This window comes from Paenibacillus sp. FSL F4-0087 (genome assembly GCF_038020215.1).
GTDB lineage: Bacteria > Bacillota > Bacilli > Paenibacillales > Paenibacillaceae > Paenibacillus > Paenibacillus taichungensis.
On record NZ_JBBODJ010000001.1, the window covers coordinates 814,756 to 836,072 of the forward strand.

Annotated in this window: 20 protein-coding genes and 1 riboswitch; of the genes, 5 read left to right on the forward strand and 15 right to left on the reverse strand. The window is 46.0% G+C overall.

Features of this window, described 5'->3' with window-relative positions; all coding sequences use genetic code 11:
* Positions 1–118: 118 nt before the first annotated feature.
* The 8 genes from MHB84_RS03830 to MHB84_RS03865 all read right to left on the reverse strand — a co-directional run bounded on the left by MHB84_RS03830 (position 119) and on the right by MHB84_RS03865 (position 7,602).
* Entirely contained in the window at positions 119–775 is a 657-nt protein-coding gene (locus MHB84_RS03830; RefSeq protein ID WP_076289896.1) for a response regulator, read from the reverse strand.
* Positions 772–1,809, reverse strand: coding sequence for a HAMP domain-containing sensor histidine kinase (locus MHB84_RS03835; protein WP_076289897.1), 1,038 nt, complete (start codon positions 1,807–1,809; stop codon positions 772–774). The genes MHB84_RS03830 and MHB84_RS03835 overlap by 4 nt, the downstream gene beginning before the upstream one ends.
* 3 nt (positions 1,810–1,812) lie before the next feature.
* Positions 1,813–2,868, reverse strand: coding sequence for a cell wall-active antibiotics response protein LiaF (gene liaF, locus MHB84_RS03840; RefSeq protein WP_076289898.1), 1,056 nt, complete (start codon positions 2,866–2,868; stop codon positions 1,813–1,815).
* 170 nt (positions 2,869–3,038) lie between these two features.
* A complete protein-coding gene (locus MHB84_RS03845; RefSeq protein WP_076290141.1) occupies positions 3,039–3,224 on the reverse strand; it encodes a hypothetical protein in 186 nt (61 codons plus the stop codon).
* A 115-nt stretch (positions 3,225–3,339) separates the two neighbouring features.
* Positions 3,340–4,113 carry a 3D domain-containing protein gene (locus MHB84_RS03850; RefSeq protein WP_306553832.1) on the reverse strand — a complete coding sequence of 258 codons (774 nt, stop codon included), beginning with the start codon at positions 4,111–4,113 and terminating at the stop codon, positions 3,340–3,342.
* 182 nt (positions 4,114–4,295) lie between these two features.
* The gene (gene thrS / locus MHB84_RS03855; RefSeq protein ID WP_064639432.1) at positions 4,296–6,233 is read right to left on the reverse strand and encodes a threonine--tRNA ligase; all 1,938 of its coding nucleotides are present in this window, start codon (positions 6,231–6,233) and stop codon (positions 4,296–4,298) included.
* Between the two features lie 57 nt (positions 6,234–6,290).
* Positions 6,291–6,464 (reverse strand): hypothetical protein, encoded by a 174-nt coding sequence (locus MHB84_RS03860; protein ID WP_179087176.1) that lies wholly within the window; start codon positions 6,462–6,464, stop codon positions 6,291–6,293.
* A gap of 193 nt (positions 6,465–6,657) precedes the next feature.
* Complete coding sequence (locus MHB84_RS03865) at positions 6,658–7,602, reverse strand: putative sporulation protein YtxC (RefSeq protein ID WP_076289899.1); 945 nt, start codon at positions 7,600–7,602, stop codon at positions 6,658–6,660.
* 180 nt (positions 7,603–7,782) lie between these two features.
* Here MHB84_RS03865 and MHB84_RS03870 point away from each other — a divergent pair, with 180 nt between their 5' ends.
* The 4 genes from MHB84_RS03870 to MHB84_RS03885 all read left to right on the forward strand — a co-directional run bounded on the left by MHB84_RS03870 (position 7,783) and on the right by MHB84_RS03885 (position 11,254).
* Positions 7,783–8,187: a hypothetical protein gene (locus MHB84_RS03870; protein WP_076289900.1), complete on the forward strand. Its 405-nt coding sequence runs from the start codon at positions 7,783–7,785 to the stop codon at positions 8,185–8,187.
* Positions 8,188–8,499: 312 nt separating this feature from the next.
* Positions 8,500–8,994 (forward strand): cation:proton antiporter regulatory subunit, encoded by a 495-nt coding sequence (locus tag MHB84_RS03875; RefSeq protein ID WP_053780467.1) that lies wholly within the window; start codon positions 8,500–8,502, stop codon positions 8,992–8,994.
* Between the two features lie 4 nt (positions 8,995–8,998).
* A complete protein-coding gene (locus tag MHB84_RS03880) occupies positions 8,999–10,237 on the forward strand; it encodes a cation:proton antiporter (protein WP_076289901.1) in 1,239 nt (412 codons plus the stop codon).
* A 111-nt stretch (positions 10,238–10,348) separates the two neighbouring features.
* Positions 10,349–11,254, forward strand: coding sequence for a YitT family protein (locus MHB84_RS03885; RefSeq protein WP_076289902.1), 906 nt, complete (start codon positions 10,349–10,351; stop codon positions 11,252–11,254).
* Positions 11,255–11,354: 100 nt separating this feature from the next.
* Here the strand turns inward: MHB84_RS03885 and MHB84_RS03890 are convergent, their stop codons facing one another.
* The 6 genes from MHB84_RS03890 to metA all read right to left on the reverse strand — a co-directional run bounded on the left by MHB84_RS03890 (position 11,355) and on the right by metA (position 18,291).
* The gene (locus MHB84_RS03890) at positions 11,355–12,368 is read right to left on the reverse strand and encodes a zinc-binding alcohol dehydrogenase family protein (RefSeq protein ID WP_076289903.1); all 1,014 of its coding nucleotides are present in this window, start codon (positions 12,366–12,368) and stop codon (positions 11,355–11,357) included.
* Entirely contained in the window at positions 12,365–13,342 is a 978-nt protein-coding gene (locus tag MHB84_RS03895) for an aldo/keto reductase (protein ID WP_076289904.1), read from the reverse strand. The genes MHB84_RS03890 and MHB84_RS03895 overlap by 4 nt, the downstream gene beginning before the upstream one ends.
* A gap of 253 nt (positions 13,343–13,595) precedes the next feature.
* Complete coding sequence (mqnC, locus tag MHB84_RS03900) at positions 13,596–14,732, reverse strand: cyclic dehypoxanthinyl futalosine synthase (protein ID WP_063564227.1); 1,137 nt, start codon at positions 14,730–14,732, stop codon at positions 13,596–13,598.
* 242 nt (positions 14,733–14,974) lie between these two features.
* Entirely contained in the window at positions 14,975–16,168 is a 1,194-nt protein-coding gene (locus MHB84_RS03905) for a trans-sulfuration enzyme family protein (RefSeq protein ID WP_076289905.1), read from the reverse strand.
* Positions 16,165–17,349, reverse strand: a complete 1,185-nt coding sequence (locus tag MHB84_RS03910) for an aminotransferase class I/II-fold pyridoxal phosphate-dependent enzyme (protein WP_076289906.1) — start codon at positions 17,347–17,349, stop codon at positions 16,165–16,167. Before MHB84_RS03910 ends, MHB84_RS03905 begins: the two co-directional genes overlap by 4 nt.
* 24 nt (positions 17,350–17,373) lie before the next feature.
* Positions 17,374–18,291, reverse strand: coding sequence for a homoserine O-acetyltransferase MetA (gene metA / locus MHB84_RS03915; protein WP_063564335.1), 918 nt, complete (start codon positions 18,289–18,291; stop codon positions 17,374–17,376).
* Between the two features lie 234 nt (positions 18,292–18,525).
* Positions 18,526–18,650, reverse strand: a riboswitch (SAM riboswitch).
* A 453-nt stretch (positions 18,651–19,103) separates the two neighbouring features.
* On the opposite strand from metA, the gene corA reads away from it, so the two are divergent.
* Entirely contained in the window at positions 19,104–20,039 is a 936-nt protein-coding gene (corA, locus tag MHB84_RS03920) for a magnesium/cobalt transporter CorA (RefSeq protein WP_053780458.1), read from the forward strand.
* Between the two features lie 93 nt (positions 20,040–20,132).
* Here the strand turns inward: corA and MHB84_RS03925 are convergent, their stop codons facing one another.
* A complete protein-coding gene (locus MHB84_RS03925) occupies positions 20,133–21,134 on the reverse strand; it encodes an HRDC domain-containing protein (protein WP_076289907.1) in 1,002 nt (333 codons plus the stop codon).
* Positions 21,135–21,317 lie beyond the last annotated feature (183 nt).

A 21,317-nucleotide genomic window follows, 5' to 3' on the forward strand; every position in this document is an offset into this window, starting at 1 on the left:
TTCTTTAACTGTCCTTATTTTGTACTTTAAACCTTAACCGTACCTTAAAAACAATTAAAAAGGAGATAAAAGCACGCTGTTATAGAACATTTTTCCCGCCAAATCTGCATTCTAACCCTTATTTCTTCACCCAGCCCTGACGATGAGCGTAGATTGCCAGCTGTGTCCGATCGTCCATTTCACACTTCATCAGCAGATTGCTCACATGGGTTTTGACAGTTTTGATACTAATATGTAGTTCTTCCCCGATGTCCTTATTGGTCTTGCCCTCTGCAATCAGCAAAAGCACTTCCTTTTCCCGTTCCGTCAGGCCGGATTCGTTCTCTCTTGCCGTGCGCTGCCTGATACCACGGGTCAATGCCTGTGATACGTCGCCTGTCATTACAGGCATACCTCGGTATGCTCCTTGCAGAGCATAGATTAACTCTTCAGCAGATACCGTCTTCAGCACATAACTGACCGCTCCAGCTTCAATCGCTTGTACCACAAGGTCATCCTCCAGAAAACTGGTCAGCATCACAATTTTCATGCCCGGAAATTCGGCCATGATCGCTTGTGTCGCTTCCGCACCATTCATCACCGGCATCATCAGGTCCATCAGGATCAGGTCAGGCAGTTCGTTTTCTCCCAGCTTGCGTAACTGATTCAATGCATCCTGTCCGTTACTTGCTTCCCCCATCACATGAAATGTGGGTTCCAACATAAGATACGTTTTCAATCCCATTCGCACCATATCATGATCATCCACAATCATTACATTCACTTTTACGCTCATTCTGTTTCCCCCTCTGGTTCTTTCGGGAATTTCGGGATGAATACCCGCACCGTCGTCCCCGCTCCCGGCTTCGATATAATCTGAACCTGACCCCCAAGCTTCTCTGCCCGTTCACGCATCGTTGATAATCCGTATGAGCCAGGCCGTTCCGCTTGCTGCAAAAACCCTTGACCGTCATCGCTAATGCTCATGCTGATCTGATGTTCACTCTCTCGTATGGACAGACTGACCAGACCCGCTTCCGCATGTTTGACCACATTAGCGACCGCTTCCTGAATAACAAGAAACAGCTGGTGCTCGATGGCATCGGAAATTCCGCCATCCAGTTCCAGCTCTTTCACTCCTTTTAAACCATTCTGCCTGCAATAATCAGGGAACCAGCTATCCAGCGCTTCGCCAAGATTCCTTCCCTCCAACTCCACTGGGCGAAGCTGAGCGATAAGCCCACGCATCTGCCTCTGGGCTATATGCGACATCTGAATAAGTTGATCCAGCACTTTGCTGCCATGCTCGGGATTCATCTCCAGCAGACGTGGTAAGGAGGAAGCCGACATATGCATGGCGAAAAGCTGCTGGCTGACCGTATCATGCAAATCCCTTGCCATCCGTTTACGCTCTTCAATTACAGCGCGCTCAGATGCCTGTTCCTTTTCAATGACTTCCTGCTCACCGAGCCGCTGAAGCAATCTCATTTTTTTCTCAATCGAATCCATCATGACATTGAATTCCTGATATACCCGCCCGAATGAGGCATCATCTGCCTCAGGCATACGAACAGCGAGATTGCCTTTTGACACTTTCAGCATGTTGAGATCCAGTAGATCAATCTTACGTTGAAGTCGCAAAGCAGCAATATACCCCGTGATTACGGTAGCCAGAAGGACAACAGCAACATAGGTCCACGCACGCTGTCGCCCTGTTCCCATTAGCACTTCCCCGTACAGCAAGTAAAACCCGCCCAAAGTAATGAGTCCGGTCAGCGCAAAATACATCATCAGTTCCCACTTATTTGCTTTGAGAATCGTTCGAATCATGCGTTAACCCACCTTATTCACTTTGACATCTCCAATAAACACACTAACGACAATCCGTACTTTTTTTCCTGCTTCGCGATAATGCGCCGTTTCAGCCTGAGCACTGCTTAGGAATCCGCCTCGTTTTTGATTTAACAGCGACATGTCCCCAATAAACGAGTTTGTCGTCACAGTCACACCGAGATCCATATCTTCCGGAACAAATACCTTCACATCCCCAATAAAAGAGGAAATGTTAATTTTCGTCTCACCGTAAGGTATTTGCGCCTTCGTCAAATCAATCACCGTATCGCCAATAAATGCCGATATATTCATCGGTTTCAGGGAGAACACTTCCTGTCCCATATACATATCACCGATAAATGCCGATTTGTTAATTGTATTCCCATGGCCACCATAGTAATTCGGATCATCATCATAGTGGTCATCGTGATCAAATGTTTCATATTCCTTTTTACTTGAACCGTAACCTTTATGCTTGTGATGATGATGTTGATGTTTATGATGGTGTTGATGTCCGTGTGTTTTAGGGTCTTCCTTATCTGTATAGAATGAGCCATGTGAATCATTCTTGTGTTCCTGTTCCGGTTTGCCAAATGTTTTCTCGAACTGTTCATCAAATGAAGACGGCATTTCCAGGTCCTCAGGGGACAATGGCTTATAAGGTGGCTCCGGTGGAGGAGGCGGTGGTACTTGGTCATGGTGTTTCCGGTCACGACGACGGGGTCCGATCAGAACGAACAATCCCCCACCAATCAGCATTACCGGAATTAGGTAGCGAATGAACTCGCCCATGGAATAATCAATCCACCCCAGATTGCGTGCCAAGAAGTATCCACCAATCGCCAGTACAATGGCCGGTCCAATCAATGCATGACTCCCATTACGCCGAATTTCGGTTAACCCTTTTACACCCCACCAAATCAAAAATAACGGCCAATATGTTCTGAACATGTATCCGATATCTATGTCATAGCCCAATTGCCTGAACAATATTATTGCGCCAATCGCAATAAGAGGAATGCCAACCCACCAGCGGTCCCGCGTAGATCGTTTCATCGCTCATGTCTCCTTTGTCTGTATTCTGTATCCAGTTTACATCAGACAAGGATTGGTTAACAGCGGCGGCAGATGGAATTGATCTCGGTCTCCAGACCGAGGCGGAAGGTTATTTATGTAAAATATTAAAAACACCCTGGAGAAATTCTCCAAGGTGTTTGTGCATTGATTTACTTTTGTGTTTTGCCTGTGTTCTCAGTACCGAACTCAGCATTGTATTTTTCATCAGGTGTTTGGAAGTTATCCTTCACTTTGTTTTGGTGCGATTGTTTCACTTTGCTTGCAGCATTCTCTTCTCCAAACTCTGCATTGTACTTCTCGTTTGGCGTTTGTGAACCTTGAGATTTCTTAGCCACGACGATCACCTCTCTCTTCATATTTACATTGCATGTCTGCAACGCGGGGTTCGTCCCCAGAGAGTATTATGTGAAGAGTGCGCGTGCGTTATTCATGTATTAAAATTCATCATCATTATACGGCCTTGTCCAGCCATGAATCGGGTACGGATTTGTACACATCGATAGCTTCCGATAACTCTTCCAGCATTTTTTCAGTGCATTTTCCAGCACCTTGTTTGATCACCTGTACTTCGACGTCCTTTTTGCCCCATTCTTTATATACTTGCTTTGTTGTTGGGAAATAAAGATCAATTTTATTGCCCTTGATCGCCGAGCCCGTATCTGCAACGATGCCGTAACCATAACCGGGAATATATAAAATGGAACCCAGTGGGAACAGCTTTGGATCAGCTGCAATTGTCGAAACTGTTTCTTTATCACGGCGCACCTTTACACCTGAATACGTAATTCCGTATTGAGGATGTTTCGGTCCTTTTCCTGTTGATTCCACACCTGCAGTGTATCCAGTAGCCGTCACCTTGTGTGTATCCAACACCTGTTCTGTACGCGGAGCGAGTACCGGCATGGATGGGTCAACTCCGGTCTGCTTCTCCGGAACTTCCGGCCGTGGAATAACAATAGGCTGTGGAGACCACAAAAACCCCATATAGACCAAAGTAGTGAGTTGAGCCTGATCGCTGTATTCATAAACTGCCGCTTCTGAATGTACACCTTCAAGCTCTCCTAAAGTTTCGCTATGCCGATTCTCCACATACATGACTTCATTTTCCTCTTCAAAGGTATATGCTTCTGCCTGATTCAAGCCTAAGACTATTCCAGTGAGCACCACACAGCAAGAGATGATGAACCTTATGTTTTTCTTCTGAATTAAGAATTGCTTTTTCATTATAGAACCTCCCCCTTACTGCAAAGGTTTTCCAAAATGAAAAAATTCTATACTTTTCACCTATTAAGGCTTTTAAATCGGATATCCAGAAAACCTTAAAACAACAAAAAACCGTCTAAACCATTGGATTTTACTCCAATACGATTTAAACGGTTCTTTATTATAGAAGCTACAATTCAGGATTACACCAGTCTTGTTGCAATTTCTTCTTTAAGTTGGGCTACAATTTCGTCCACAGGTTTCATGCCGAGATCGCCTTCTCCACGTTTCCGCACAGATACACCCTCTGCATTACGTTCATTTTCACCAACGACGAACATGTAAGGCATTTTCTCAAGCTGTGCTTCACGGATTTTATAACCAAGCTTCTCGTTACGCAGATCCGCTTCAGCAGAGATACCCGCACGTTTCAGCTTCGCTTCCACTTCACGTGCATAGTCGTCGAAGTTGCCGGATACCGGAATAACCTTCGCCTGTACAGGAGACAACCACAGTGGCAGAGCCCCTGCAAAGTTCTCCAGCAAGAATGCAGTGAAACGCTCCATCGTACTGATTACACCGCGGTGGATAACAACCGGACGATGTTTCTGTCCATCATCTCCCACATATTCAAGCTCAAACCGCTCTGGCAAGAGGAAGTCCAATTGAACAGTAGACAATGTCTCTTCTTTGCCCAGTGCTGTCTTGATCTGAACGTCCAGTTTTGGACCATAGAATGCCGCTTCGCCTTCTGCTTCATAGAATGGAAGGTTAAGTTCTTCCACAACTTCACGCAGCATGCGTTGGGACATTTCCCACATCTCGTCGTTTTGGAAGTATTTCTCGGTATCCTGCGGATCGCGATAGGACAAACGGAAACGATATTCGTGAATGCCAAAATCTTTATAAACCGTTTGAATCAGCTCAATAACACGAGCAAACTCTTCCTTGATCTGATCCGGGCGTGCGAATATGTGAGAGTCGTTCAGCGTCATCGCACGTACACGATGCAGACCTGTCAACGCGCCCGACATTTCGTAACGATGCATCATGCCAAGCTCGGCAATCCGGATCGGCAGATCACGGTAGCTGTGCATGCTGGACTTGTACACCATCATGTGGTGAGGACAGTTCATTGGACGAAGAACGAGTTCCTCATTGTCCATAACCATTTTAGGGAACATGTCTTCCTGATAGTGCTCCCAGTGTCCGGATGTTTTGTACAACTCAACATTACCAAGTACCGGTGTGTATACATGCTGATATCCGAGGCTCTCTTCCAAATCCACGATATAACGCTCCAACGTCCGGCGCAGCTTCGCACCATTAGGCAACCAGATTGGCAGACCTTGTCCAACCAGTTGGGAAAATGTGAAGATTTCGAGTTCCTTACCCAATTTACGGTGATCCCGTTTACGTGCTTCTTCCAGGAAGTGCAAATGCTCATCAAGCTGTGCTTTTTTCACAAAAGCTGTACCATAAATACGTTGCAGCATTTTGTTTTTGCTATCTCCACGCCAGTAAGCACCGGCAACATTCATCAGTTTAAATACTTTGATTTTGCTGGTGGATGGCACGTGTGGTCCACGACACAAGTCGAAGAATTCACCTTGCTCATAAATAGTGATTACACTGTCTTCTGGTAAGTCACGAATCAATTCCAGCTTGTAAGGATCGCCCACTTCTTCGAAGATTTTGATCGCTTCCTCGCGGCTAACTTCCTTACGTACAATTGGCAAGTTCTCATTAACAATACGTTCCATTTCCTTCTCGATCTTTTGCAGATCTTCGGGATTGAGCGGTTGTTCCAGATCCATATCATAGTAGAAACCATCTTCAATGACAGGACCAACGCCGAGATGAACCTCTTTGTTTCCATATAAACGCTTCACAGCTTGAGCGAGCAAGTGAGCTGTACTGTGACGCATCACTTCCAGACCTTCTGGTGAATCCAGTGTTACGATCTCCACCAATGCTCCCTCATGAAGTGTTGTGGACAAGTCCACTACGATTCCATCCAGTTTGCCGGCTACGGCATTTTTGCGAAGTCCGCTGCTAATCGAAGCGGCCACATCTTCAATGCTGCTTCCGTCGGCATACTCACGAACCGAACCATCGGGTAGTTTAATGTTAACTGCCATTTGTCTCATTCCTCCTGTAAATTCAACCTCTGTCCATGTATTTCATGGATGGATAATCTATTGCTGTTCCTGCAATATTGCAAAGGAACGCAAAAAACACCCGTCCCGGCAAAGGGACGAGTGTTGTATACTCTCGTGGTTCCACCCTAATTCAGCTGCTTCATCCATATTGGAAGTACAGCCCTCATTGGCATGACGGTAACGGGCATGACCCGGCATATCCTTACTCATGGATGACTACCTGTATTATAGAGGCAATATTTATATCCATTTTCAAAACTGCAGCTCCAAAGGGGTAAACCAAACGTGGCATCCGGAGGAAATTTCAGCCTGGTTCCCTCTCTCTGCACCGACCGTGCGTATGGTTCTTGTCTTTGTCAACGCTTTTGTTTATTGTTCCATAACAACTCAAATAAATCATGGATCAACAGTTATTATAATTGCCGATATCACTTGCGTCAAGACCTGTCAACAATCCGGAGCGCAGGACTTCACACTCAGGACAATGATGGCATAATTGCACCTTGTCTTCAAAGATCTGACGGATCGTAGAGATGATAGGCAGATCTGGAGTACGTGTATGCAGCATGACCTTTTCAGGTGAGATGGAGATCAGCGTACTCACGATCATATCTTCAATATCCATTTCCAATTCAAGCCCTGGCATCTCCACGACGACCTGTTCATCCTTTTGTACGGGCAGCACATTAAGCGCAGCATCCAATACTTGAAATTCATGTAATCCTTTGTGTATCAAATGCACCAGAGGTACTTTCGCCTCCTGAAAGAACACAAAATATTTGAGCAGCCCCATAAACTCTTCATATTGACGATCCATCCAGAATTCATCCAGTGCATATTCTACCAGCTCGTGAAGTTCCTGCTTATATGGCCGAATCCGGAAATTAAGAATGCCTTCAAGATGAAAAAAATGCACCTCTTCCAAATCCTGCTTCAATCCATTGGCCAAAGTGTTACGTCGACGCTCGCGCAGGCCTGGCTGATCCAAGTCACCATTGAATAATAAAGGCATGCATATCCGGTTTACCTTCTCCACCTCATGTTCATCCATGACTGAGCATGCCTTTGAGATCATCTCTTCCACCATAATACGTTCACGCGTATCCATAATGAAATCTGCAAGTCCGTTGGCAAGCAAATCACTGATCTGGGGCAACCACTGCTGGAAGTCAGCGTGATTCTCATTGCCTCTGCATACCCAGGCCGCTCTTCCGTCATTATGTTTGAAGGTGAGCCGAAATCCTCTTTTGCTTATATGTAAACCTTTGGTTTTTTCCTTCACACAACGATAAAATTGATCCGCTTCTTCCTGCCCTGATACATCGGTCCATACGGCGAACAGTTCCATAAGAATCACTCCTTTCCTTCCTGTTCAAAGTATATGGCAAGGCTGATAGGGATATACGAAGCGGATTGATGGAAAGCGTGTCATGATTTCTCAGTATATTATCAATCTGTTTGGAGTTAAGACAAAAATGTGTTATTATTTTTATAACAGTATGTTTCACGGAAAAGGGGGGAAGCCAAAATGAGACAACAACCAAGAATACTCCGTTACGCCTTTATTATCATTTTGTGCGTATTCCAAGCGTTGTCCTTCCCTATTCCGATGCAGTCGGAATCCGCTGTCGAGGTAACCGTTGAGACGACTTCCAACAAGGAAGTGCTTGTCCACACTTTGGAGTCTCAGCAGAAACCTGCCATTCGCAAATACCCACAAGTCATGTCGAAGTTGATTGCGGTCACGCATAACAAACCTGTCTTTCTTGTGCTCGCTTTGTTGCTAATGCTGCGAATTCCTACACCGCGTCTACCCTTTAAACCGTTGATTTGTCTGTTTAAACGCAGATTATTTCTGCTACCCATCAAATTCACCAGTATGTATGTATCTCCCACCCCGATAGCACCAATTTACGTGAACGCTCTTAGCTAGCCGTTACACCGTAATTTAGGTTGCTTTGCATGGAGACACCTCTGTCTGTGAGACGGTGTGCTTGTGCATAACTTTTAATCCTTTTAGCAAATGTTAGATATCGATCAGTTTTATTTGGCAACACCTATTTGTTAACGTCTATTTTGTTATCCCCATCTTCTAAAAAATTCACAACACAAGGCTGTGTGTCAGGAGTCCCTGGCTCTGTTTACCCGCATCATTTAATGTTCCTAAGTGCAACAGTTCATTCTATTTTCGGGAAATAAGCCTGTCTTCTGTGGCCAGCCCTCAATATAAGGAGGCATACTATCCATGGATGTACGCGAAACAGATTTGCCGGGAATCGGCAAGAAATTTCAGATTGAAACGAGCAGTGGAGATAAAATTATTGTCATTATTCACGATGACGGTCGCCGGGAAATGTACCATTTTGAGTACGATGATCCAGACCAAAGCATCTCCATGATTACACTTGATGACTATGAAGCAAGACAGATTGCTGCCATCGTTGGTGGATTGACCTATAAACCAAAGCAGCTTGAAAATATTGAAGTAACGTTTGACGATCTGATTATTGAATGGTACAAAATCGAGCCATCCTACGGATGTATCGGTAAATCAATTGGTGAACTGGACGTACGTCAAAACTCAGGGGCAACGGTTATTGCCGTTGTAGAGAAGAATCACAAAAAACATATCAGCCCCGGTCCGGAGGTCGTGATTAGTGCAGAGTCCACGGTAGTAGCCGTTGGCGAACGCAATCAGCAGAAACTGTTTAAATCCCTCCTCCTGACTGGAAGGGGGTAAATAGATGGATCATTTGATATTCGAAGTAGGTCTGGCCCTTGTGCTCATTGCGGCAGCCGGCCTTTTATCGGCAAAACTAAGATTTTCGGTCGTTCCGTTTTATATTCTGATCGGGATGGCTGTTGGGCCACATGCTATGAAAATCTGGCATCTGGACTTCCGCTTTATTGAGAGTCAGCCTTTTATTGAATTTATGGGCCGGATCGGTATCCTGTTCCTTCTCTTCTACCTTGGACTTGAATTTTCGGTAGGTCGTTTAATTAAATCGGGTCGCTCTATTGCAGTTGGCGGCTCGATCTACATCGGCATTAACTTTACGCTGGGATTAATATTCGGTTTTATGTCCGGTTTCCCAGTTGCAGAAGCACTTATTATCGCAGGTATAACTACCATCTCTTCCAGTGCCATCGTGGCCAAGGTACTCGTGGATTTGAAACGAACGGCCAATCCGGAAACAGAGATGATATTGGGTATTATTATGTTCGAAGATGTATTCCTCGCTGTATATATCTCGATCTTGTCTGGACTTGTGCTTAGTGATTCATCCTCCATCGGAGGCGTCATCATGTCCGCACTTATTGCTCTCGGATTCATGCTTATCGTGATTATCCTTGGACGCAAAGCAACACCGCTACTAAACAAATTGCTTAAAATTCGATCGAATGAGCTATTCTCTCTCGTTGTATTCGGAGCCTTGTTCCTGGTAGCCGGCTTCTCTGAAACCATTCATGTTGCCGAAGCGATTGGTGCATTACTGGTTGGTCTGGTGCTTGCTGAAACAGAACACGCAAAACGGATTGAGCACTTGATTCTACCGTTCCGTGACTTCTTCGGAGCAATCTTCTTCTTCAGCTTTGGATTGTCCATTGATCCGTTGTCCTTGGGTGGCGAAGCCGTATGGTTAGCTCTGATTGCAGTTGTTATTACATTGTTCGGTAACTTCCTGGCAGGTATGATGGCCGGACGCAGTGCAGGACTATCTCCCAAAGCATCGGCGAATATTGGATTAACCATTGTGTCACGGGGTGAATTTTCCATCATATTGGCCAACATGGGTAAAGCCGGGGGACTGTTGCCAATGATTCAACCGTTTGCCGCGCTCTATGTCCTAATTCTGGCCATTCTGGGTCCTTTATTAACCAAAGAATCCAAACATGTATTCCGTTTACTGGATAAAATATTCAAGTTCAAGGATCCACGGAAAAAGAAAGAAGAACCGAAGGTTTTACAGAAAGAAGGGTAACCCCCTTGTCTGTTCAGACAGACAACGTATCGTAATCGCGGCTCTACCGCCGATCTTTCTGTGATTAACCCAGGGAGAATTGCACGAAAGCCGCACAAAGGAGGATGAACTATGAAAGCACCTCTGATATCGGCTAATCCGGTGCCACAAACCGCCAAGACCAGATTATCATCTGCCCGTCGCATGTTGAATTTATTGTTTGTAATAGCGGGTGGAATTCTGGCCTCCGTGGGACTTGAATTGTTTCTACATCCCAATAAGATCATTATTGGAGGCATTACAGGCATCTCTTCGTTGTTCGCCCACTGGACCGAAATGAGGATTGGTTTGTTCCTGTTTTTGTTCAACGTTCCATTTATTTTTCTGTCCTATAGACTCGTGCAAAAGAAATTCGTACTGGTCACTGTTCTGGGTTTGGTTGTCTTTTCGATTGGTGCCATTGTGCTTCATCCCATGCCGCCGCTTGTCGAGCACCCCCTGGCTGCCGCCATGTTTGGCGGATTATGTCTCGGTCTAGGAATCGGTCTAGTCGTGCGGTATGGTGGGACACTGGATACGCTGGAAATCGGTGATCCGTCCTCCCGTCCACCTGAACGTGTATTTAGCGGGAAACGGATGCTTATCGAAAAAATAATCATGCTGCTCAACTTGTTGATTCTAACCGCCGCTGGTGTTGTCTTCGGTTGGGATCAAGCGATGTACTCGGTAATTGCTTATCTCATTGCATATGAAATGGTGTATATTGCATTCCGCGGATTCACAGCTAAGCGCAAAATATGTATTTTAACCACACAAAGCGCTCAAGTTGAAAAAGCCATCCGTAAACGGCTGCGCCGTGAACCTGGAACATTGGATCCTTCAGCGGATTCAGGACACCCTGCTGTAGCTGAAGGTTGGATCCAACACGTTCCGGGAGCACTCTACTATGAGATTCATTTCCTTGAAATGATCTGGCTCAAATCCATTGTGCGTCATATTGATCCACATGCAGGTATTGTGACGAACCCGGAAAAATAATCAAGATTTCTATAGGCTAGGCGCACAAAAACTCTCTCTGTTTCCCATGGATGTTAACCATTCATTCAGGATCAGAGAGAGTTTTTTTCAGTTATTCTTTTTATAACTCCACTATCGCTTTCACTACATGCGAATCCGGTTGTAACCAGGTGTCGATCGAATCAGGCAATTGATCAAAACTCGTCCTGTGTGTGATGTAGCCGTCCATGTTCAACTTCTTCTCCCGCAAGATCGACATGACCTGTTCAAAATCTTCCCGTGTGGCGTTTCGGCTACCTAAAATGCTCATCTCACGCTTGTGAAAGTCTGGATCATGAAAGGAAATATCGGCTTTGACTAGTCCAACAAAGATTAATTGTCCACCATGAGCCACGTACTCGATGGCATTATTCATCGATTGCATGTTTCCTGTTGCATCAAAGACAGCCGTCGCATAGTCCCCATTCGTGATTTCAGCAACTTGCTGTGCCGCTTGTTCATTGGCCTGAACCATAGCATCCACTCCGGCCCATGTGCGGCTAAGTTCCAGCCTGTCCAGATTCCGGTCAATAGCAATGACCCGAGCACCCGCCTGTTTGGCAAATGCCATCACACCCAGACCAATCGGTCCAGCTCCAACGACAACAACCTGTTCACCAGGCCTTAGGGCTGCTCTTCTGACCGCGTGAGCACCAATACTGAGCGGTTCTACCATCGCAGTTTCATCCAGTGTAAGTCCTTCAGCTTGGATCAGATGGGAGACAGGCACAACGATTCTCTCTCGCATGCCGCCGTCCACGTGTACACCCATCACCTGCATGGACACACAACAATTCGTCTTCCCTGATCGACAAGCGATACAATGACCACAATGCAAATATGGAATAATACTAACCTGATCTCCCTTCTTCAGTCCCGCTTCATTGTCCACAATTTCTTCAATAATTCCTGCAAGCTCATGACCCAATACACGAGGATAGGTGAAAAAAGGCTGATTACCTTTGTAGGCATGCAGATCTGTGCCACAGATTCCAATTCGGCGGATGGTTACCAGCGCCTGATTCTCGTTTCTTTCAGGTTCAGCTATGTCTTGCAACGCCAAACGATTTATTTCTTCACATATAACAGCTCTCATTCCTGTTCCCCCTCGGATGATGCTTGTGACTTCATGTTATGTTCAATGTTATATTCAGGGCGTCCGCTGGCCCAGCTCTCATTACGAATTGGAGCCAGAATACGCAGCACCTCTAATAACAGTTCCTGGTCTAATGGTTCCTCAATCCAGGCTGCATTGTTGCGGATATTATGTTCACTTGCACTGCTGACCAGTGTTGTTGGAATCCGTTCATTGGCTGTTGCAAATTGCACGGCAAGCTTCGCAATATCAGTGCCCTGTTCTGCGCAGAACTGCGCCGCTTGCTGGCAGATCTGCTTCACGCGATCATCTGCCGGGTGCCAGGCAGGAGCTCCTCTTGTGCTTAATAAGCCCATAGAAAGTGGCGAAGCATTCACAAGGCCAACTTCTTTCTTTTCCAAAAGGGGCAGCAAGGACAGCAGTGAAGTATCATTTAATGCATAATGGCAGTAGGAAATGATGGCGTCAGCATCAATCTGTGGCAACACTGTTTCGAATAACGGCAGCGGTAAGCCACAAATCCCTGCATGGCGAATGACTCCCTGCTCTTTCAGGCGAAGCAAGGTTGGAAAAGCTTCTTCAATAATAATATCGGCCGGGACAAACTCAATGTCATGCAAGAACAGGATATCGATATAATCAGTATGCAGTCGACCCAGACTCTCTTGTACACTATCATGTATCCGCTTACGCGAAAAATCAAATGCATTCTCCCCATAACGTCCAGCCTTGGTCGACAACGTAAACGAGCTACGTGGCAAACTACGGATGGCTTCTCCAAGCACCGATTCAGCCTTCGTTAATCCATAATAGGGCGAAACATCTATATAGTTCATCCCTGCATCTACAGCGGCGTGAACCGTACGAACACCCTCACCTCGGTCAATATCACGAAATACTGAACCTAGAGAGGATGCTCCAAAGCTCAGCACAGGTACTTCCAGTCCAGTCTTACCAAGTCTTCTCGTTTTCATCGGCCTGCCCCTTCCCAGCATGTCTGTATACTCACGTGTTCTTTCATTGTAACAGTTGAATCTCAAACTAAAATATCGCCAAATGCGTAATATATACTGTTTGATGATCTGTGAATTATCGCTTGGTGTGAAGTGAAATTAAAAAGTCCGCCGATTCCCCTTATAAAGGGAATCAACGGACTTCATATCCACACTGACTGAATGAACTACTTATCCATTCATTTCATCAGCGTGATGTGCTATAAAATAAATATTAGTTCTGCATTACAAAATCTTGTTGAATGGCATTATTCTCATCAAACGTCCGCAGGATATCATATCTCGTGTTACGCTGTGCTGGAATATAACCGGACTCCCGAATCAGTTGCGTAATGGAACCAATGTTGACTTTGTACGTTGCGCCTGCAGCAGATACCACGTTCTCTTCAATCATGGTGCTACCAAAGTCGTTGCAGCCAAATTCAAGTGATTTTTTGCCGACTTCAGGTCCCATCGTTACCCATGAGGATTGAATGTTTTTGATGTTGTCCAATACCAGTCGGCTGATCGCTACCGTCTTCAGGTACTCTTCTGGCGTCTGACGCTCCAACTTCAGATTCGTATTATCCGGTTGGAATGTCCAAGGAATGAACGCCAGGAATCCTTCAGAATCATACTTGTTCGCAATGCACTCATCCTGAGCTTCACGTACACGAAGCAGGTGCAGTGCGCGTTCTTCCATCGTTTCACCTAGGCCGATAACCATCGTTGCCGTTGTGTTCATACCGATACGGTGAGCTGTCTGCATAACGTCCATCCAATCACGCCAGGAACCTTTCAGACGGCTGATTTTGCGGCGTGTACGGTCATCCAGGATTTCGGCACCACCACCAGGCAGAGAATCGAGTCCCGCTTCGTGAATTGCACGTACAACCTCTTCCAAAGTAAGACCGTCGGACACTTCAACCATTTTCATAATTTCGGCTGGCGAGAAGGAGTGCATCGTAATATTAGGGAAACGCTCCTTGATCGCTTTGAGCAGGTCGGTGTAATAACTAAACGGCAGATTCGGATTCGTTCCACCTTGCATCAGAATCTCGGTACCATTCACGTCTTCGGTTTCTTGAATCTTCTGGAAGATGACTTCATCGGGAAGTACATATCCTTCGTCAGAGCCAGGTCTGCGGTAGAAAGCACAAAAACGGCAGTACACATCACACACGTTCGTGTAGTTGACGTTACGCCCAATTACAAAAGTTCTGTATGGTTCGGGGTGCATGCGTTTTACAATCACATTGGCGGCTGCCCCGATTTTGTCTACTTCATTTGATTCAAACAGCTGAATCGTGTCTTCCAAGTCCAAACGTTCGCCCCGAAGGGCTTTATCTAAGATACGGTCTACCGTACTCATCGTAAAAAAGCCTCCCTCATGAAGAGAAAATATAATCACGATCCGTCCCAACTTGCTCATATAGATGAAAGTTTTGGTGGCAACATCGCATTTCCGTACTCCACATATCGTAACACAGGTTACATGTGAAAAAAAGCACCTTATGAGCAGGTGCTTTAAAAATTAATAAAAATGTTTACATATGCCATCTATTTCATTTCTTTTTCAGCGGGCTCTAACACCCGTGTTTCAATACAGCCGACTTACGAATCCTGAAGTGCCTGATCCAGATCTGCAATCAGGTCATCGATGTCTTCCAGACCTACCGAGAAGCGCAGTAATCCGTCAGTTATACCTCGATCACGGCGAACCTCAGCCGGCATAGCCGCATGAGACATCATCGCAGGATAAGACAAGATACTTTCAACCGCACCCAGACTCACGGCAACAATTGGCAATTTCACACGGTTGAGTACAGCCTTGGCACGATCTCCCGACCCAACGTCAAACGACACGACAGCGCCGTATCCGCTTGACTGACGTTCATGAGCTTCACGGCCGGGATGATCCAGCAGCCCCGGATAAAATACAGCCGTAATATCACTGCGTCCACTAAGCCAAGCAGCCAGCTTCGCTGTGCTTTGTTCACTGTGTGCCATGCGCGCACCCAAAGTTTTCATGCCACGCATCAGCAGCCAGGATTCCTGGGCACCAAGCACGGTTCCAAGTCCATTCTGCAATTGTTTTAGCTGTGTACCCAATGAATCCGTACGAGCAACGGCTAAACCTGCCAGCACATCACTGTGTCCGCCAAGGAACTTGGTCGCACTATGTACGACAATATCCACACCAAGCTCGATCGGCCTTTGGTAATAAGGCGTCATGAAGGTGTTATCGAGAATGGAGATTAGCTCATGTTCCTTTGCCCAGGAGGTGACCGCAGCAATATCCGTGATCCGAAGTGTCGGGTTGGATGGTGTCTCCATATAGACTGCCTTCGTGTTCGGTTTGAGCGCTGCCTTTACTTCCTCAATATTGGTCATATCCACAAAGGTAGTCTCAATCTGCATCCGGCTCAGAATGGAAGTAAGCAGTCGATACGTTCCTCCATATACGTCTTCCGTCACAATCATGTGATCGCCTGCCGAGAACATCATGAACACACTGGAGATGGCAGCCATTCCTGAGGAATAGGCAAATCCGCGTGCCCCACCTTCCAATAATGTAATGTAATCCTCCAATGCCTGACGAGTCGGGTTACCGGAACGACTATAATCATGTTGGGGTGGATTAAAAATATCAAAATGATGGAATGTGGAGGCCTGGTAAATTGGCACACTGGAAGCCCCGGTTGTTTTATCGATTTCGTCACCGAAATGCAGCAGCTTGGTATCGAACTTCAGGTCAGAATGAACATTCCGTTCATGATTGTTGGCATTATTGTTTTGCTCACTCATGATGCGGTTCCCCCTTCTATCTCCTGTTGTGCAGCTGTAAGTGCATTGCCCAGATCGGCAATCAGATCTTCGGCATGCTCGATCCCTACTGAGAAGCGCAACAGACGGTCATCTACACCTACAGCGTCACGAATTTCAATCGGAATATCCGCATGGGTCTGCACCGCAGGATAAGTCATCAATGACTCTACACCCCCGAGGCTTTCCGCAAAAGCAATCAGTTTAATGTGACGAAGCAATGGTTCAACATAACGAGCATCCTTTACCTTAAAGGAGAAAATGCCTGTATTTCCACTGGATTGTTTATTCTGTATTTCAAATCCGGGATGATCCGACAAACCAGGATGATACACTTCATTAACGGCTGGGTGCTCCAAAAGGTACTTGGCAATCGTCAGAGCATTATACTCATGCCGCTCCATGCGAAGAGCGAGTGTCTTCATGCCTTTCATCAGCTGATAGGAGTCACTTGGAGACAATACGGCTCCAATGGAATTGTGCAGGAATGCCATTTCGGCCGACAATTCCTCACCTTTGGTAATAATTAATCCGGCAAGTACATCATTATGACCACCCAGATACTTCGTGGCACTATGAATGATGATATCAGCACCAAGTTCAATTGGACGCTGGAAGAACGGAGTCAGTAGTGTATTATCCACAATGGTGAGCAAGTTGTGGCTCTTGGCCCAGGAGCATACCGCTTCCACATCCGTAATCATCATTAGTGGATTGGTTGGTGTTTCAATAAATACCGCTTTTGTATTTGGTTGACGAATATTTTCTAGAGCTGCCAAGTCATTAGTATCAACGTAACTTGCCGTCACACCAAATCGAGACAGGATGCGTTCAAGCAAACGATACGTTCCGCCGTACAGATCCAGCGATACAATCAGATGATCCCCTTGTCCGAATAAAGCGAAAATCGTTTGCAAAGCAGCCATGCCGGAGCTACAGGCAAAACCTGCATCACCGGATTCCAACGCTGCCGCTGCTTCTTCCAACACTTTACGGGTTGGATTGGTCGTACGAATATAATCAAATCCCGTGCTTTGTCCAAGCTTTGGGTGGCGAAACGCAGTGGATTGATAGATCGGAAAATTAATGGCGCCCGTTACCGGTTCATTGATAGACCCAATTTGGGCCAATCGACTTTCGATTTTCAATTTGTTGTCTTCCATTGCAGCATCCTCCTGTAATGTCGATTAAATTTGCGGACCAATATCGTAAGGTGTCTCTTGATACACATAGTAATTGAGCCAATTAGAGAATAATAAGTTTGCATGTGCTCGCCAAGTGGCCGGGGGAACACGGGAAGGATCGTCATTCGGGAAATAATGTCTCGGCAGCGCAATGTCCATACCTTTAGCTGCATCACGGTCATATTCCCATTTCAATGAAAGCGGGTCATACTCGGCATGTCCGGTTGCAAAAATCTGTTTGCCGTCTTTGGTAGCAACGAGGAAAATACCCGCTTCCTCTGATTCAGCCAATATTTCAAGGTTTTCATTTTTTTCAATATCTTCACGTCGCACTTCCGTATGGCGGGAATGCGGGACGTTGAATACTTCATCAAATCCGCGCAGCAGCTGCACATTGGATCTGTTGATCGTATGTGAGAATACGCCAAAACATTTTTCATCCAGCGGAACTTTGGGAACTCCGAAATGATGGTATAACCCCGCTTGGGAAGCCCAACATATATGCATGGTCGAAGTCACATTGGTTTTGGTCCATTCGAAGATCTCCTGGATTTCTTTCCAATAGTTCACGTCTTCAAAGTCCATTTGCTCTACAGGAGCACCTGTAATGATCATGCCGTCAAAACGGCGGTGTTCGATCTCATCAAAGGTTTTGTAGAACAAGTCCAAATATTCCTGGGAAGTGTTCTTGGACGTATGAGACTTCGGATGAACCAGAACGATATCTACCTGAATTGGTGTGTTACCCACCAAACGAAGCAATTGAGTTTCTGTCGTTTCCTTTGTGGGCATCAGGTTTAATATAGCGATACGTAGTGGACGAATGTCCTGCTGGTAAGCAGATGTCTCGTCCATGACAAAGATGTTCTCTCCTGCAAGTACTTCTTTGGCAGGCAGTGTGTCTGGAATTTTGATTGGCATGGTAGTTCTAACTCCTCCTTGTGCATAAATAGATGCAGCCACTGCGGACTCGATACGATTCGCATCCGTACAGTTTTAGGCTGCCATGAGCTTGCCTGCAGGCGCTGAATTGCAACCACATTGCTGGCGGCAAGCTCAAGTTCCTTAGCGAAAATCACTGCTGAGAAGTCGGTGCATATAACAAAGACCTTCCTCGGATTCCGAGAAAGGTCATATGTAAATAGATATGCGCCTCTCTCATCTCTCAGTTACAACAGTGCCACTTGGACACTTGGTCGCTGCAAGAATTAGCACCGTGCGGTATACCGCCGGTTGCCGGGTTTCATCGGGCCAGTCCCTCCACCTACTCTTGATAAGATTTCGCTTTATTCAATTGTAAAAACTAGTGTGGTTCACCTTTTACTTTAAGACATTAATCCCCTCACGTCAAGGTGTAGTTCAATGTCTGTTCCTCAGGATCGGAACCGTTCATCATCCGTTGTCATACACTGCTCCAGGGCGCGAAATCGACACATTTTTGCGCTTGAAAGGACCCTGTACCAGCGGTATACTAGACAAGTGTTATAAACCCTTATGTGAGAGGTGACATATTCAATGGATGGCGACCCGAGGCCTGACTGGCAGCCGAATTCCGACAAACTGCATAGAGAATTGATATCAGCATGCCGGCAGCGGGACGTTACTTCCGTTTGATTATAGAGCGAACGCAGTCCTGACTTCCAGGCTCCGCTGCCGACCGGCTGATCTGTTCTTTTTGCGCCCATATTGATGAAATCCGCCCATTTGGCGGGTGCAGAAGGAGTAGATGAATAATGAAAATCCGGTTGGTAAATAACGGTGTATTTATTCCGGTGGACGACATTCAGCAGGCGCTGACTCCACCAGCGGAGGGGTTTTACTGGATTGATGCGGACGTAGACGATTTAGCGGTACTTCAACCGCTGTTCATGATGCATGATCTGGCCGTTGAAGACTGTTTGAGTGACGAAGAACAACGTCCGAAGATTGAAATTTATGAGAGCCATTATTTTATTGTTATTAATAGCATTCGTTTTGATGATGAAGAGATTTTTTTACGTGCCGTCAACTTGTTCCTTGGCAGACACTTTATTATCAGTGTTACCAAACAGAAAGTCAGCGAATTGCGGACATTGAAACCGATCCTTTGGGAACAGGAAATTAGTACGCCAGATAAGCTGCTGTATCTGCTGGTTGACTTGATTGTTGATAATTATTTTACTGTCGGTGACCGAATTGAAGCGCGCATTGAGAAGCTTGAAGAGGACATTCTGATGCATACCAAGAAGTCACATCTGAATGAGATTATCGGGCTGCGCAGTGAGATTTTGTGGCTGAAGAAAGTGCTTGGACCTCAGAAAGAGGTCATTAACACACTCAATAAAAAAGATCTGCGTCTTATTGATGATCAACTGCAAAAGTATTTTAGTGACATTTATGAGAATGCTGTGAAAATATCCGAAACCTTTGAGACTTATCGCGACTTGATGGGGAACTTACGAGAAGCTTACCAATCCAGTATCGCCAACCGGGCGAATGAAATCATGCGTGTGTTCACCGCCATTACGACGGTGTTCATGCCGCTGACGGTTATCACTGGCATCTATGGGATGAACTTTACGAACATGCCCGAGTTGGACTGGAAGTATGGTTATTTTGTGGTTATTGGCCTGATGGTTACACTGGGCCTGAGTATGTTCTTTATTTTCCGCAAAAAAGATTGGGTTTGAAATAGCAAAAGACGAAGCGCTCCACTTCTGGAGACGTCTCGTCTTTTTTTTATTATCCGCTTAATGTATGACAACTAACGTCCTATTTCCAATCTAGCCTGCATTCTGCTCCGTCTCTGTGTGACGACGAAACCGGATGCGAATCATGCGCAGTCTTTCGTAGACCTGCTCCAGATTGCTCCCGCCAGGCTTCTCTTCTCCATACACCTTATGTAACACGGGCTTCAGGAACGTATCTCCCAGCTCCTCGTAGGCACTCCATACCGCCTCTTGCTCCTCTTCAGACATGACAGCAAGCTCCGCATCAAGTAGACAATCGGTGTCATACCCCTCCAAATCCAGTGTCTCCAACAGTTCAATTAGCTCCCGACGGGACAATCCGGAACGATTCACAATCTCCTCCAATGTATATCCTTCTTTCATACCCTCAAGTACCTGCTTCCGTGTGGTGAATCTGTCTAGCTCCTGCTTGTACTTCTGCTCTCTCTGTTTGTACAGCCAGCTCTCATATTCTTGTTCTTTCAGAACCGAGTACACCCAATCTAGCGGGAAAGATGTGGAACGTTCCAGTCCATTCGTAAGCTCCAGCCATTCCTCTCCGTACTCGGAAGCCTTGCTCTCCCCTACGCCAGGCAGTTGCATCAATTCATCGATGGTTTGTGGAACAAATGCACTGATCATGCGCAACAACCGGTTCGTTGCAATAAAATAGGGGGCCTTCCGGTCAGACGCTGCTCTCTTCCTGCGCCATATGCACAGGTCCATATACAGCCCCTCATTGCCATATAATTCACTGTAGCAATGAAGACGTTGACCGCCATAACTGCGCGACTTCAAATCATCATTTTCGTGGAACAAGCCTTGCAATAATGGACGATATCCTTCGCCCATCTGTATGGCTAACTGATGACGATACACATGCAACAGCTCGTCCCACGAACTGCCATCATACCAGATGGCATCCGTACGATCTCCTTCCTCATATCGGCTCCACCCCAGATGCCACGCCCCTTCTTCTTCACCAATCCACAGCTGCGCATGCTCTTCATTCTGACCTGACATTCTGGATAATCTGTTCATGAAAATGACTTCCATATCCTGTCCCTCCTTCAATAGTTCAGCTCGACACAGTCTGTATTGTGCTAAATTAAGCAGCACAAAAAAACACCTCTCCTGCAAAATCCATGCAAGAGAGGTGCTTCCTCATTAACCGTGCTATGCTGTTGCTCATATATTACCACAATGGAAAAATTCGTCAACTACTTGTTTGTAAAGCTA

Coding starts and splice junctions, on each gene's coding strand:
- MHB84_RS03875 (WP_053780467.1), top strand. CDS start 8,500: ATGGATGTACGCGAAACAGATTTGCCGGGAATCGGCAAGAAATTTCAG.
- MHB84_RS03830 (WP_076289896.1), bottom strand. CDS start 775: ATGAGCGTAAAAGTGAATGTAATGATTGTGGATGATCATGATATGGTG.
- MHB84_RS03885 (WP_076289902.1), top strand. CDS start 10,349: ATGAAAGCACCTCTGATATCGGCTAATCCGGTGCCACAAACCGCCAAG.
- MHB84_RS03850 (WP_306553832.1), bottom strand. CDS start 4,113: ATGAAAAAGCAATTCTTAATTCAGAAGAAAAACATAAGGTTCATCATC.
- MHB84_RS03865 (WP_076289899.1), bottom strand. CDS start 7,602: ATGGAACTGTTCGCCGTATGGACCGATGTATCAGGGCAGGAAGAAGCG.
- MHB84_RS03870 (WP_076289900.1), top strand. CDS start 7,783: ATGAGACAACAACCAAGAATACTCCGTTACGCCTTTATTATCATTTTG.
- MHB84_RS03910 (WP_076289906.1), bottom strand. CDS start 17,349: ATGGAAGACAACAAATTGAAAATCGAAAGTCGATTGGCCCAAATTGGG.
- thrS (WP_064639432.1), bottom strand. CDS start 6,233: ATGGCAGTTAACATTAAACTACCCGATGGTTCGGTTCGTGAGTATGCC.
- MHB84_RS03880 (WP_076289901.1), top strand. CDS start 8,999: ATGGATCATTTGATATTCGAAGTAGGTCTGGCCCTTGTGCTCATTGCG.
- MHB84_RS03895 (WP_076289904.1), bottom strand. CDS start 13,342: ATGAAAACGAGAAGACTTGGTAAGACTGGACTGGAAGTACCTGTGCTG.
- mqnC (WP_063564227.1), bottom strand. CDS start 14,732: ATGAGTACGGTAGACCGTATCTTAGATAAAGCCCTTCGGGGCGAACGT.
- MHB84_RS03925 (WP_076289907.1), bottom strand. CDS start 21,134: ATGGAAGTCATTTTCATGAACAGATTATCCAGAATGTCAGGTCAGAAT.
- MHB84_RS03835 (WP_076289897.1), bottom strand. CDS start 1,809: ATGATTCGAACGATTCTCAAAGCAAATAAGTGGGAACTGATGATGTAT.
- liaF (WP_076289898.1), bottom strand. CDS start 2,868: ATGAAACGATCTACGCGGGACCGCTGGTGGGTTGGCATTCCTCTTATT.
- metA (WP_063564335.1), bottom strand. CDS start 18,291: ATGCCAATCAAAATTCCAGACACACTGCCTGCCAAAGAAGTACTTGCA.
- MHB84_RS03860 (WP_179087176.1), bottom strand. CDS start 6,464: ATGAGTAAGGATATGCCGGGTCATGCCCGTTACCGTCATGCCAATGAG.
- MHB84_RS03890 (WP_076289903.1), bottom strand. CDS start 12,368: ATGAGAGCTGTTATATGTGAAGAAATAAATCGTTTGGCGTTGCAAGAC.
- corA (WP_053780458.1), top strand. CDS start 19,104: ATGAAAATCCGGTTGGTAAATAACGGTGTATTTATTCCGGTGGACGAC.
- MHB84_RS03905 (WP_076289905.1), bottom strand. CDS start 16,168: ATGAGTGAGCAAAACAATAATGCCAACAATCATGAACGGAATGTTCAT.